Genomic DNA, 12944 nt, shown 5'->3' with positions numbered 1-12944 from the left:
GCTGCAAAAGCCGTCTGTACATGGCAAAAATAGTTTTTTTGAAAAAATAAAATACAAACTACTTTATAAGGCAAAAATATGGCAGCGAGTGTGGATAACTCGCTGCCATATTTGTCTACGGTCTGAGAGTTTCCGTCAGGAAACCCTGAAACCCCGGAGTTTCCCAGGGAAAACCCTAGAGTTTCCTGTGGGAAACCCCTAAATACTAGAAATAATATACAAGAAAATAAAAATACTAAAATAATCAACAACAACAAGAGCAGGTCTGGCATATCTGATGAGCAGGCAGCTGCCAGCTGTTCCGCAGCTCAAGTTTATGCCACAGAAAACAGGCAACAAGGTGCTGTTGTTGATGTTGTTTCAAGTTTTTTGCATGATATTGGCTTAAATGTCAAAACTATCAGGGTCTTCTTGCAGACCTATGGCAGGGAAAAGATTATCAAGGCAATCGAAGTATTGAAGCAGCAGAAGGGCATAAAGAATCCTGCCGGATTCTTGCGCAGGGCACTGGAAGAAGGGTATCAGCTGTCTGTAGGCAGGCAGCTTTCAGCGGCAAAAGCAGCTTCTATGACGACAGGTCTGCCGGATGATGTAGTCATGGATTTTAATACTGGAAAAACTTATAGGATTGAACCGCACAAGCCAATCTGGGAACTGGCTTTATAGGTAGATAGGCAAGAGGGTGTGACTATGTTTAAGTATAAACCGAATATCAGCAATTATCTGGCAGAGTATGCCATCAAGGAGAGATTTCATCCTACTACTACATTGCCGAAGGATGTGCAGCTGTACTGCATGGCAGGCAGGAGCAACATCTATCGTACTTTTCTGATGTATCAGCGACACATCATCAATAACATGGTAGTGGATACGATATGCCGTTGCCTGACTGACACGCAAATCAAATTTTTTCTGTATAAGTATAAAGATAATCAGACATTCACCTGGATTTCCACCAAGCTGGATGTTTCTACTAGTTCGCTGTTCATATGGAACAGAGATATTCAGCGTGATATTCAGAATATGCTTTTTTATAACATTAGTGTTACGGATATATTTGTTCCGCAAAAAATTATTAACATGATTCACATTTTAGATGCCCGTATAGATGCCTTGGAGTGGGGAATACAGGTGGGAGTAGAAATCAACAGGAAATGGCTGCAAAACCTCATAGACAAGAGAAGCTGTTACAGGCAGCTCTTAAGCAAGCTGGCAGAGTGCCAGGCTGCTCCGGATGAATCGTCATATAACTGGGTGATCAGCCATAAATGCCGGTATCATCATCTGACCATCGATGAGCTGAGCTGCGAAGCAGCTATTAACAGGGCATCAATTTATCGGTATCTCAACCAATTCCGGCAGATTGCTTCAGATATATTTGCACAATGGGGATTTAAGCTTTCCGCATAACAAAAACAAGTTCTGTTCAAATTGGACAGAACACGCGAGTTGTTCATTTTAAACTAAACAAATGAGTTGTTCAAATTGGACAGAACAAAAATTTCATAATCTTATACACACAAGGCCGCTTTTTATACGAGTGGTCTTTTTCCTTGCAAAAAAATGCGACAAATCTGTAATATTTTTTACAAATTTTCTGCTAAAGTGTTATTCAGCAGATTTTATAGCTATAACTTCGATGGATGCGTTTGGATGAGGATATATTTATGACAAGTGATGCAGATAAAAAGCTCAGAAGGAAAAACAGATTGTATTTGATTTGCCTGTTGATATTTTTGGCGGTTATTTTTGGCATTGGCAAATTGCCAGTGGAAAAGAATAAAGATAGTCAGACGGGGCATGAGATGTTTTATACCAATTCATCGCCGTCCATACCGCGTGGGATTTATCTAAAAGTTCCCAGGTTAAGCCTGGACAGGCAGGATTATGTAGTGTATAAGCCGCCAGCAGAATGTGTAGCAATCGCTATGAGCAAAGGATGGATTACCAATCCTGACATATTGTTTGTGAAGCATATCGGCGGCTTGGATGGTGATATGTACGAGGTCAGCCGTGAAAGAGGATTTTATATCAATCACCAATATCATGGGCACATCAGTGAGGAGGATGCCCTGGGACAGATTATACCTCATGAGGAAGGTACATACATCATATCAGGCAATAAATTCCTGCCCGTAGGGGACAATCCCAGGAGTTTTGATGGCAGATATACCGGACCTGTACCGATGGAGAATATCCAGGCCAAGGTCATACCGTTCATAACAGAAGATATTCTGGATATTTTTTGGTAGATGCTGGATAGGAGGAAATATGGCGTTAGTAAAAAATATAGATTTTCATATACACGGCTATGATGACTTTATAGAGCGTGTATTGCCGGAGCTGGATGTGATTTGCAATGAGACATTGGCAGACCCGGAGGGGCATTTCCAGATTGCCATTATGGAGGCTGTCAATAATGCAGCTCAGTATTCACTGGCAGGGCTGACCGAGGCTGCTGTGGACATCAAAATGAGCATCCGGGACATGGATATCAAGGTATCAGTCAGTTCAGAAACCAAGGAGTTTGATGTTAAACGTTTTTGCGATGAAATCAAGGCCTTGGGAAAAGATAAGCAGTGGCAGCGCAAGACATTTGGTGAGTTCAAGGGTACAAGGCTGTCCGGCAGAGGCATCTGGCTGATGCTGGAGGCCTGTGAATACCTGTACATTGATGTGAAGGACAAGACTGTGACGATGTGTGTGAGCTATCCATTGCCGAAAAAGCTGATAACACAGAATATCGGTGTGCTATCAGAAAGGCTTTTCCTAAGTGAGAACGGGGTGATTTTTTGATGAAAAAACCTGTTATTCTGGTGGTGCATAGGAACCCTGAAAAATTGCTCCAGCAGATTGATTACAGCCTGGATAATGGGGCTTCCCTGCATAGTGCAGCTGATGGCATGGAAGCCATGCTTAAATGCCAGCAGCTTAAGCCTGCTATAGTGATAGTGGATATAGATTTGCCGGATTTTAACGGCATGACGGTAGCTTCTGCCATTAAGGATAATAAAGAAAACCAGGCTTTGGTGTACCTCACAGGTTTGGAAGGGCTGCTGGAAAACGCCAAGGCAGACAGGTATCTGCCTTATGGTATTCCCTATGAACTGTTTATAGCTCAGTTAAAGCATGATTTTCAGCAAATTCAGGGCGGGGAGAAGCTGGATGAGGGTATGGAAAATGCTATTGTTCAGCAATATGATTGCCTGGTTCCGGCCTGTTCACGGGAGGATACTGGTGGAGCTTTTTCGGTCAACAGGCTGCTAAGTCCGTATTATCATTTGTCGGGTGATGGGCTGCATTATACATTGTTAAAATCTGATGCAGATGTTCATAGTGACAACAAAGATGGCTTATATGGATTCATTTTTGATTGCGTTGGCCATGATTTACTTAGCTATGGGCAGGCAATGAATACATTGTATATTCTCAAAACATATATGTGGCAATATCAGGCAGGGGTATATGAAACCCTGGATGAGGTTGTCAAGGCGGTTAATAGGGAAGTTTTAAACAACTTCGTTTCTGCAACCCTGATACCGACATTATGCTTTTTTATGGATATTCATGCTCAAAAACTCATCTATTGCTCAGCAGGCATACCGTCACTGCTGGTTAAGTATAAAGACCATTCCAGGCGCGAAAGCATAAGCTGCCGTTCCTATATGATTGGCTATGACAGAGATGTGTCCTGGCATGAAGAATGCCTGGACTTAAGCAGTGTGGAGGAAATAACCTTCATCACAGATGGCTTAAATGATCTTTTGCGAGAGAAGTCGGAAAGCGCAGATGAGCCGATGGCATTTGCCAAGCATGATGATATATCAGCTATATTTATTAAGATTTTTCATGACAATAAATAAAAATATCTAAAGGAAGGATGTTATATATGCAATTTATCACTATAAAGGGAGATACAGCTGTATTGGCTGTTAATGGAAACTATATCACTACCCGTGTGAAAGCTATCAAGGCTGAATTTAACACGGCAAGACAGAATGGCTGCACGAAGCTGCTGGTGGATTTTCAGCATACTACATTGCTGGACAGCACCGGCATATCGCAGCTCTGTGATTTCAGGCAGCTGGTGCAGCCGGGCAATTTTTCGGCAAGGAATGCCCATGGCAGGGTGCTGACAGTCCTGCAGGACAGTATGCTGGACAGCTGGCTGATAGATAGGGGGTAAAAAACTTGATAGGAGTATTTTTACGCCCTGATTGTACCCAGGTCATTGTTGGCGAAAAAAAGAAGAAAAGGATTCATATAACGGATTATAAGGTGATTAAGCAGAATTATCTCAAGGCATTGGAAATGGATGCAATTTCAGCTGTTGAGGCATGGAGATACTTCTTTCTGGACGTTCAATCTGTTACGGGCCGAGACAATGATGAGATATTTATTGTGTTGCCGGATTATGTGTTTTCCCTTCTTGATTGTTTTTACAGCAGCAGTCATGACCAGACCAGGGACACTGTGGCACAGCGATTGCAGCAGAGCATAAACAATTATTATTACAGTGTGCCGATTATCACATCTCCTGAGCCGCAAAAACCCATGGAAACCGTGTCTGTGATAGAGAGGCAGATTGTAGATATTTTTGCCGAGGCAGCAGATCAGGCAAAGGTGCATCTGGTATCAATAGAAGCAGCCAGTGTGGCTTTTTTGCGGTCAAGATGTGAGTACAATCAGGAGCAGCTGATACTGTTTTCATTTGATTCAAAAGCTACGTTGGTAGGTTTTAGCCACAATGGTGGCATCTTTAAGATGGATAATGATGATATGTCTGCTCATGAGTTGTCCTTGCTGACAGCTGAAGAAGCGGAGATGACAATACATGAAGCGATGAGTGCATTTGAACTTTCGGCAGAAAAAACTTTTGAATATCTGAATCAGGACCTTCCCTATGTTGTGATAGGGAGTTCCCTGGCGGAGAAGTATGAAATCATTCATCAGAGAGCTGCTCAGAAAATAGCAGTTAATGACAGGCTCATTTCAGGAAAATTGCCTTATGATAACGAATATGGCTGGTATTGCGCCATGGGCACATTGCTGCAGTGGGCTGATTTCGGGGCTGATGCGCTTGAGGAATGTATTGAGAGTTATGTGCAGGTTCTGCCTGGTAATGTGCTGCCGGAGGAGGTTCAAAATAAGTCCAAGAAATTTTATCGCTTGGAGCGTTTTTTCAGCTTTAGCCGTATCGCCATGATACTTATGGGGATAATCTCCTTTGCAGAGCTGGCGGTTATCCTGCTGTTTTCAGCCACTCAGATACCGGAGGGGCTGCAGGAAGATTATGCAAGCGGCCAGGAAAGTATTGCAAATATAGAAAGGGAATTGTCAATCATAGGTGCAGAACAAAAAGAGGATCAGCAGATTTTGGAGGCATATAGTGCTGTAATGAGCGTCAAGCCGCCAGAAATTGGCTATGTATCTTTTGAGGCAGGCAGTGACACAAAGCCTAACGCGGCAGAATGGGTGAAGATTAAGATGCTGGCAGCGGATCCGTTGAAGTTCCAGGCTTATATAAATGATTTATCAGGGCTCGGCATGTTCAGTTCAGTGGCAATTCCTCAGATGACAACAGATAATGCCAGTGGTGCCAAGGTGGCCAATCTGGTATTGGGGCGAAAGGGGGATGCCAGGTGATAATCCGGGAGAAATTCAGTGAAGTTATCGGCATATTGAGTGCCAGGTTCAAAGCTAGTAAGGAGCAGAATAGTGATAACTTGCAGGAAGCATATGTAGAGCCTCGAGCCAATGAACCTCGTTTTTCCAATAAGATCAGGCTGGGGATATACGTTGCCTTGCTGAGTATCTTTATCTTTGTTACATCGATGCTGACAACCAGAGTAATATCTTCTTACTATGAGAAGCGGGAAACAGAAAGGCAGATTGAAACTATGCAGTCTTTTATCAGTGAGTGGCATGAAAAAAATAATAAGCTGAATAGTGAAGACATGCGCCCGGTAAAAGCTGATCAGGTTGACATGGTACAGACAGATGTAATTTTCCGGCTGCAGGCACTAGGTGTGAATATCAATACCATCAAGGAATTAAAGCAGCAGGAAACTGATGGCAGGGTGTTTTCAGTGGAGTTTTCCGGCCAATATGAACCAGTTATGAAAAGCGTTAAGAGCTTGCAGGAAAGTGATGCTCTTGTGGGGCTAAAGCATCTTGTGCTGCAAGGCAAGGATGGCAGTATATCTGCCAAGCTGACGTACAAAATATACACGAAATGAGGTGACAGAAGATGCCGAATATAGAAATTGATTTTCAGGTGAAAAATAAAAAAAAGATGGTTATTCTAGGTAGCCTGGCGATAGTTTTACTCTTATTTTCCGTGTATAATGCGATTTCATCTTCTGAAAAGGTGCCATATTCAGCTCCTGGCAATGGTGTTGAGCATAACAATAACAGCGTTCACGCTGAACAAATTGCATCAGGGGAGCCGGTAGCAGTGAAGGGAAGTGAGAGTAACAGCTCATTGTCGGTAGCAGGGGATATTTTTACTGTTAATCCTTTCATAGAAATTAAAGAATTTGATGTTTCAAAGGATAATATTGCTGATATGGCTGCTGCGCACAATCCGGGTACTGTCCCTGCTATGCCGCGAAGTACCAATATTCCTTTGCCAGCTATTCCAAATCATCCTATGCAGGCAGGGATTCCCCAGGTCAGCAATCCGTCATCTAATCAGCCTCCGGCATCATCAGATCGAATTGCAGTGCAGGGGATAGCTATGGGGGATAATGGCTCTAATATAGCGATTATGAGTGATGGCAAGGTGGTGTCAGAAGGTGATGTTTATAGAGATAACCGGATTGCCTATATTGGCGGAGATGGCATTACCTTTGATAATGGCACAAAAGTAAGGTATGAGTAGGACAGGAGGAGAGAAGATTGAAAGATACAAAATTACACCATAATATTGCAGCTGTACTGCTTGGTATATCCATATTGAGTGTAACCGCTATAGCTGGTTCAGATACTGCATATGCCGCAGTACAAAAGCAGGAGGCTTCTGTGAAGCAGGAGGGAATATATAATCCGAATCTGTTCACTGAGAAGATAAAGCGGATTTTGGCAGAATACAATCAGAAAAATGTTAGTACCAAGGAGCCGGAGCATAAATCGTCAGCTTCTTCTGCTGAAAATACTGCCGGGACTGAGAAAGCAGGCCAGGCTGGTGAGCAAAAAGAAAAAAGCCGGGAAAAAATACAGCTGCCTCAGCCATATAATGAGCAGCACAATTTTCGTAATGAAGGGCGATACAATTTTGATTGGCAGGGAACGCCTATTGCCCAGAGCCTTTACGCCGTGGCAAAAGTGGCCAACAGGGATGTGGTCATCAATGGCACCTTGGATGGCAAGGTTTATATGTCACTGCACAATGTGACCTGCGAAAAAGCCATGCAGTATCTGAGCAATGCCTTTAATTTCAACTGGATGGTGGATGATAACGCCATACTGGTAAGCACCTCGGATACTATGCTGCAATCCAAGATTATTCCTGTTCATCATTTGTCAGATATGGAAAAAGTGACAAATGAACTGAAGGCACTGGGACTAAATGAGAGCAACATATTTGCAAATTCTGAAACACGTTCAGTTTCCGTGACCGGGACACCATATCAGGTGGCTGCTGCTGTCAGGCATATGAGTGCCATAGACAAGCCGGTGAGCCAGTGCCTGGTACTGGCTCAGCTGATTGAGATAAATCATGGCGATAAGCTGGATTTGGGGATGCAGTATTCTTTGCCGACATATTCACATACTGGTACGACTTCCGGCATTACTGACAGTTCATCCTTTAAAGGAAATTGGCTGGAAAAGCTGACTTTTTCTGCCAATGCTACTGCAAGCAAGTCGTTATCCAAAGGCAAGGTGGTTTCCAGGCCGATGATTATGGTAATGAATGGGCAGGAAGGTGTTGTGAATTTTGGAGACCAGGTGCCAATACTATCCAGTACGACTACTTCCAGCTCAACATCTGTGACTGCCGAGTACAAGGATATTGGCACCAATTTGACCATTACTCCGGCTATTGACGAGGTGACAGGGACAATAAGCATGAAGATTGCTGCCGAGATAAGCAATATTACTTCCTGGATCAGCAAAGGTGAAACTACGGCTCCGCAGATTTCCACGCGCAAGGCTACTACTTCCGCGCATCTTAAGAGTGGCCAGTCCTTCGTTATAGGCGGCTTGATGAGTGTAAAGGATCTGGATAATCTCAGTGGGATTCCAGGTCTGATGAATTTGCCGATCCTGGGTGAATTATTCAAATTCCATAGCCAGACTAAGGAGTATTCCGAGGTATACATCATGATAACTCCATATATTGTGACTGATGATATTGATCCAAAAGAAATTTTGAGGCAGGTGGGAGATTAATGGCAGATTATAGCGAACTGTATAGAAATCACTTCACTGAGCAGATGAAGCAAAGCGGTCAGTATGCGGTTGATGATTTATCCAGGCTGGAAATTCCTGCTGATGTGGTGAACCTTCTGTCACAAGATATGGTGCTTCAGTATCATATCATTCCTGTGGGGCTGGAGGGAAACAGGCTGGTGCTGGCTACTGATACGGAGCAGACCTTTAAGATGAAAAACAAGCTGGAAGGTTTGCTGGGCAGAAAAGTCAAGTTGCTGTATACATCGGAGGAGAGCCTGAAGCTGGGGGCTTTAAAATACTATAATATCGCCAGCTTTAAGCGAAGTGGCAGCCAGCATCTGCAGAATATAGAAACTGATATGACTCCACTAAAAGGGGCAATCAATACTATGTTGCAGGATGCTGCCAGGCGCAGGGCATCTGATATACATCTCTTGCCACAATTCCGTGGCTATCGGGTAGTGTTCAGGATTAATGGACATGCTTATGATATGACTACCAATCATGAATTTACTGAAAGCCAGATGACCAATGTGGCAAGCCTGATTAAGCAGATGGATACATCTCAGTCTGCGGATATGACCAGGACTAATATGCCTAATGAAGGTTCTTTTTATATGACTCATGGCGGTCAGGATATATTCATCCGCCTGGAAACATTGCCGGAGGGGAATGGTGTGGACAGGCTGGAGACCATCGTCTTGCGTTTGCAGCCCCAGGCTGGCAGGAGCGGCAATATAAGCAAAAGGACTTTGGATGACATTGGCTATACGGAGGCGGACCTGAATGACATAAAGCAGGTGCTGTACAGAAATCCTACGGGCCTGTGTATCATATCCGGCCCGACAGGCAGCGGCAAGACAACAAGCCTTCATGCCGCTATACATTATGTCCTGGACACCAGGCAGGAGCCCCTGAATGTGATTGAAATAGCTGAGCCGATCGAGATTTATGAAGATGAATTTACTCAGATTCAGATACATAAGGCTGATAATGAGGGGAATAACTTGTCGGGGGAAAAGATATTGGAAGCCGTGCTGCGTTCTGATCCGGACATTATTTTATTCAATGAGATACGAAATGCTACGGATGCTACTGTGGCAACCCAGGCATCCAATACCGGGCATCTGGTATTTTCCACAGTTCATGCCGGTGATTGCATCGGAACTATCCTGCGCCTTTTGGATTTGGACATATCCCGGACAACCCTGCTTTTGGAAACGAAGATTATAATGGCTCAGAGACTGGTGGCAACGCTTTGTCCGCATTGCAGGCAGAAGCATATCCTGACAAAAGAGGAAAGAAAACTGCTGACACCTGACGAGATTGCCAGATGTGAGGATAAATTATTTGAAAAGGCGGACAGCCTGACGGCAGCAAACTGTCAATACTGCAATAACGGACTTTCAGGAAGGACAGCCGTGGTGGAGTACGTTATTCTCAATACTGAGATACGGGACATCTTGCTGCGGAATAATAATTTCAAGACCATAAAGGAAGTGCTTTTGCATAATGGCTTCCGCTCCATGTGGGAAAAGGGACTGGATATGGCAATGGATGGCAGAATTGCCCTAAGTGATTTAATCCAGGCGGTAGGCAGGGAGGAGGTGAGTAAAAAATGATTTCCAAGAAAAATTTAAATGATTTGTACCAGATATTTATCATCATTGAGCAGAATACTATGGCTGGCTTGAATGTGCTGGATGCACTGAAGCTGTATGCTAAAAACAGCCGTCCCTATGTGAAGCAGGTACTTGATTCAGTGCAGCATGACCTGGAAACAGGCATCAGGCTGCCGGATGCTTTTGCCAAGCACCCCAAGCTGTTTCCAAGCTATATCGTGGAGATGATGAAGGTAAGCGAAGGAACCGGCCAGGCTGAGGAAGTATATAAGGAAATAGTGCGCTCCCTGGAGCAGGAAGTTGATTTGCGGCGTAATATCGGCTCACAGATGGGACAAGCTGTATTTCTGCTTATACTGCTGGCAATCACTGTAGGAATTGTCATTTTTGTCGTATTGCCATCCATGGGAAGATTTATGGGCAGTCTCAATATGCAGATACCTTTTCACACAAAGCTGATGATAGATGTTGGGATTTTTGCAGAAAACTATTGGTTTATTGTTCTGCCAGGAATAGCAGCTGCGGTATTTGCACTGATTTGCTTTTTCCGGGCAAATCCAGAGACCTGGGCCAGGTTGCAACTTAAAATTCCTGTATATAAGCCGTTGGTGTTTTATTCACTGCAATATCGGTTTTGCCTAGTTTTGGCGTTGTGCAAGAACGCTGGACTGGATACTATCCGTGCACTGGAATTTACCGCCTCCGGTTCTGACAATATACTGATAGACAATTTAATTGGCAGGACTTTGAAGGAAATCAGGAGAACGGGTGGTAGCTTTACCCAGGTGTTGCAAAAAATGGATGTGGAGAAGGTTTTAGATGAATCAATCTTTATGTTTTTGGAAGCTGGTGAAAAAAGTGACATGGGCGAGATGATGTTCAAGCGTTCAGCATTTTACAAAAAGCAGCTGATAGTTGAGTCACAGATGTTCAATACAAAACTTTCCAATATACTGCTGACACCTATTTTCGTTGTTCTGGGGTTAATTATGTTTTCTGTGCTGTCACCGTTATTTAACATGATGGGGCAGATAACAAGCGGAGGTATTTGATGAAACAGAAACTGTATAAGGCGAATGGATTTATTCTTATGCAGGCAGTTGGTGCTGTTTTGCTTATTGTGATGCTGTCAGTAGTCGTAATTGTGGCAGGAAGTACCTATATTAATGCAGGAAAAAGGAGCACAGCAGCTTCTGATACCGCTGCGCTTGGTGGTTATATCAGTCAGTATCGTATGGAAATGGGGACATATCCGGGAAAGCTTGACGATTTAACTAAAACTAAGGGACAATATGGTCCTTGGCTCCGTGAAGTACCCAACGATCCTTTTGGAAATTCATATCAGTATATAAGCAATGGAAATAAGGGGTTTGTTGTATTTAGTGTTGGTCAAGATGGCCAGGCATCCAGCAGTATTGACAGCGGTATTTGCGGAGATGATATTGGCTATAGTGAATAATTTTTTCAAGTTCTTAAGGAGGAATATTTTTATGATATTAACAATGAATATGCCTGCTATGAAAGCAGGGCAAGGAAAGAAAAGTAAGTTCAAGGTAGCTGGGTTGGCACTATCTGGTGAGACAATGATGTATGTGCTGTTTATTATTGTGATTATGGCTGTAGTAGTGCTTAATTGGAATAAATTTTTGGATTTAGGAAGATTAGGTTCCCAGTATTTGGAAATGTCAAATATTCAGACTGCCGCTTCCAGCTATGCAGCACACCGCAGGGATGGGGAGGGACCATCAAGTATGCAGGATTTAATTGATGGCGTGGCTGCTGCTGACAGTATCACTGGTGCAGCTGTAACAGATTTGTTAAATGCTGATAGTGGAAGATTCAAGGGTGGCGTGTACAAGGATGCATTTGGTAGTGATTTCGTGTTTGGTACAAATGCAAATGGAAATAGGTATATTGCTTCACCTGGCCCTGATCGTCAGGCTGGTACTGATGATGATTTGTATGCATATTATTAATTTGTTTGTTCTGTTCAATTTGGACAGATTAAATGTTCTTTAACTAGGGTGATATTGTAAGTGTAAATCCCCCTGAGTTGTCATTGTGTTGTGATGATAACTCAGGGGGATTTAGGTTGAGTGGTAGTTACTTCGCAAGGTAATAGCCCTGATTTATCTACATTTACATCAGGTGACGGATATTACAAAACATCAGATGGACTTATTATACAATGGATTACTAGAAATAACGCATCTGCAAATGAAATGAGTATTATATTTCCAATAACATTTCCACATAAGTGCTTTACTGGTGTTGTTTCAAAAGGTGGTTTAACAAGTAATTGGAACGCTTATAATGCCGCTACTATTAATAAAATTACTAATGCAGGGTGTAATATAGTATTTAATGATTGGTTGGGCCCTAATAATGCAATATATGGATTATTTATAGGCTTTTAATGTACTATCAGAGACATATCCAATAGCGTATACACCTATTTTATTAAATAAATCATTTAAATATTTATAATGACCATTATCTACTATAAATATAGTGTAATTCCAAACCGAAACCTCATCTGATACTGGTTTAGCGTGTTCGCCTGTTTTTATAATTTGATAGTTTGTATCTTTATAAGGCAGAATAAATGATTCGATTGTATAGGAGAAGTTAGATAATGAAGTATATATTGCTCCTTGTTCGCACCAGCCATCACTATACAATCTAGCCCATTTTACGCCATCATAATAAGTAAATATTAATGATGGCTTATCCGTAATACTATGATTACTATAATGGGCCCCCTGTCAAGACCACTTTTTAAAATTTTAAGAGTGTCATTGGTCCTATGTCAAGATTTAGTACAACATAAAATGAGAAATTTTAATTATTTTCAGCTTACCAATAGTGATTCTCTAGCAACGCTCGCATTGTAAAGTTTTTCGAAGTCATCTGGCGAAAGATATC

The 12944-nt window shown here is 42.6% G+C and carries 16 protein-coding genes; 15 read left to right on the top strand and 1 reads right to left on the bottom strand.

Annotated elements, in window-relative coordinates:
* The first annotated feature begins 411 nt into the window (after positions 1-411).
* The 15 genes from FYJ84_RS13950 to FYJ84_RS13880 all read left to right on the top strand — a co-directional run bounded on the left by FYJ84_RS13950 (position 412) and on the right by FYJ84_RS13880 (position 12436).
* Positions 412-666 carry a hypothetical protein gene (locus FYJ84_RS13950; RefSeq protein WP_154408202.1) on the top strand — a complete coding sequence of 85 codons (255 nt, stop codon included), beginning with the start codon at positions 412-414 and terminating at the stop codon, positions 664-666.
* A gap of 24 nt (positions 667-690) precedes the next feature.
* Positions 691-1410, top strand: a complete 720-nt coding sequence (locus FYJ84_RS13945) for a hypothetical protein (protein ID WP_154408201.1) — start codon at positions 691-693, stop codon at positions 1408-1410.
* 257 nt (positions 1411-1667) lie between these two features.
* Positions 1668-2252 carry a S26 family signal peptidase gene (locus tag FYJ84_RS13940; protein WP_205764283.1) on the top strand — a complete coding sequence of 195 codons (585 nt, stop codon included), beginning with the start codon at positions 1668-1670 and terminating at the stop codon, positions 2250-2252.
* Between the two features lie 19 nt (positions 2253-2271).
* Entirely contained in the window at positions 2272-2796 is a 525-nt protein-coding gene (locus tag FYJ84_RS13935; RefSeq protein ID WP_154408199.1) for an ATP-binding protein, read from the top strand.
* Positions 2796-3863, top strand: coding sequence for a SpoIIE family protein phosphatase (locus tag FYJ84_RS13930; RefSeq protein ID WP_154408198.1), 1068 nt, complete (start codon positions 2796-2798; stop codon positions 3861-3863). The genes FYJ84_RS13935 and FYJ84_RS13930 overlap by 1 nt, the downstream gene beginning before the upstream one ends.
* 26 nt (positions 3864-3889) lie before the next feature.
* On the top strand, positions 3890-4186 hold the full coding sequence (locus FYJ84_RS13925) for an STAS domain-containing protein (protein WP_154408197.1): 297 nt from the start codon (positions 3890-3892) through the stop codon (positions 4184-4186).
* A gap of 5 nt (positions 4187-4191) precedes the next feature.
* Positions 4192-5646, top strand: coding sequence for a hypothetical protein (locus FYJ84_RS13920; protein ID WP_154408196.1), 1455 nt, complete (start codon positions 4192-4194; stop codon positions 5644-5646).
* Complete coding sequence (locus tag FYJ84_RS13915) at positions 5643-6239, top strand: hypothetical protein (protein ID WP_154408195.1); 597 nt, start codon at positions 5643-5645, stop codon at positions 6237-6239. Before FYJ84_RS13920 ends, FYJ84_RS13915 begins: the two co-directional genes overlap by 4 nt.
* An 11-nt stretch (positions 6240-6250) precedes the next feature.
* Positions 6251-6883 (top strand): hypothetical protein, encoded by a 633-nt coding sequence (locus tag FYJ84_RS13910; protein ID WP_154408194.1) that lies wholly within the window; start codon positions 6251-6253, stop codon positions 6881-6883.
* Positions 6884-7023: 140 nt separating this feature from the next.
* The gene (locus tag FYJ84_RS14945; protein ID WP_154408193.1) at positions 7024-8394 is read left to right on the top strand and encodes a type II secretion system protein GspD; all 1371 of its coding nucleotides are present in this window, start codon (positions 7024-7026) and stop codon (positions 8392-8394) included.
* Entirely contained in the window at positions 8394-10019 is a 1626-nt protein-coding gene (locus tag FYJ84_RS13900; protein WP_154408192.1) for a GspE/PulE family protein, read from the top strand. The genes FYJ84_RS14945 and FYJ84_RS13900 overlap by 1 nt, the downstream gene beginning before the upstream one ends.
* Positions 10016-11071 carry a type II secretion system F family protein gene (locus FYJ84_RS13895; protein ID WP_154408191.1) on the top strand — a complete coding sequence of 352 codons (1056 nt, stop codon included), beginning with the start codon at positions 10016-10018 and terminating at the stop codon, positions 11069-11071. The genes FYJ84_RS13900 and FYJ84_RS13895 overlap by 4 nt, the downstream gene beginning before the upstream one ends.
* The gene (locus tag FYJ84_RS13890; RefSeq protein WP_154408190.1) at positions 11071-11478 is read left to right on the top strand and encodes a type II secretion system protein GspG; all 408 of its coding nucleotides are present in this window, start codon (positions 11071-11073) and stop codon (positions 11476-11478) included. Before FYJ84_RS13895 ends, FYJ84_RS13890 begins: the two co-directional genes overlap by 1 nt.
* Positions 11462-11995 carry a hypothetical protein gene (locus FYJ84_RS13885; RefSeq protein ID WP_154408189.1) on the top strand — a complete coding sequence of 178 codons (534 nt, stop codon included), beginning with the start codon at positions 11462-11464 and terminating at the stop codon, positions 11993-11995. The genes FYJ84_RS13890 and FYJ84_RS13885 overlap by 17 nt, the downstream gene beginning before the upstream one ends.
* A 120-nt stretch (positions 11996-12115) precedes the next feature.
* Positions 12116-12436, top strand: a complete 321-nt coding sequence (locus tag FYJ84_RS13880) for a gp53-like domain-containing protein (RefSeq protein WP_154408188.1) — start codon at positions 12116-12118, stop codon at positions 12434-12436.
* Here FYJ84_RS13880 and FYJ84_RS13875 read toward each other — a convergent pair.
* On the bottom strand, positions 12419-12700 hold the full coding sequence (locus FYJ84_RS13875) for a hypothetical protein (protein WP_154408187.1): 282 nt from the start codon (positions 12698-12700) through the stop codon (positions 12419-12421). The two genes, FYJ84_RS13880 and FYJ84_RS13875, sit on opposite strands and share 18 nt — an antisense overlap.
* Positions 12701-12944 lie beyond the last annotated feature (244 nt).

The organism is Anaerovibrio slackiae, assembly GCF_009695585.1.
GTDB classification, from domain to species: Bacteria; Bacillota; Negativicutes; order Selenomonadales; family Selenomonadaceae; genus Anaerovibrio; species Anaerovibrio slackiae.
Note: the sequence above shows the minus strand (reverse complement) of the source record. Positions and strands in the feature narration are given on the sequence as shown.

Coding starts and splice junctions, on each gene's coding strand:
- FYJ84_RS13945 (WP_154408201.1), top strand. CDS start 691: ATGTTTAAGTATAAACCGAATATCAGCAATTATCTGGCAGAGTATGCC.
- FYJ84_RS13940 (WP_205764283.1), top strand. CDS start 1,668: ATGACAAGTGATGCAGATAAAAAGCTCAGAAGGAAAAACAGATTGTAT.
- FYJ84_RS13935 (WP_154408199.1), top strand. CDS start 2,272: ATGGCGTTAGTAAAAAATATAGATTTTCATATACACGGCTATGATGAC.
- FYJ84_RS13930 (WP_154408198.1), top strand. CDS start 2,796: ATGAAAAAACCTGTTATTCTGGTGGTGCATAGGAACCCTGAAAAATTG.
- FYJ84_RS13925 (WP_154408197.1), top strand. CDS start 3,890: ATGCAATTTATCACTATAAAGGGAGATACAGCTGTATTGGCTGTTAAT.
- FYJ84_RS13910 (WP_154408194.1), top strand. CDS start 6,251: ATGCCGAATATAGAAATTGATTTTCAGGTGAAAAATAAAAAAAAGATG.
- FYJ84_RS13900 (WP_154408192.1), top strand. CDS start 8,394: ATGGCAGATTATAGCGAACTGTATAGAAATCACTTCACTGAGCAGATG.
- FYJ84_RS13895 (WP_154408191.1), top strand. CDS start 10,016: ATGATTTCCAAGAAAAATTTAAATGATTTGTACCAGATATTTATCATC.
- FYJ84_RS13890 (WP_154408190.1), top strand. CDS start 11,071: ATGAAACAGAAACTGTATAAGGCGAATGGATTTATTCTTATGCAGGCA.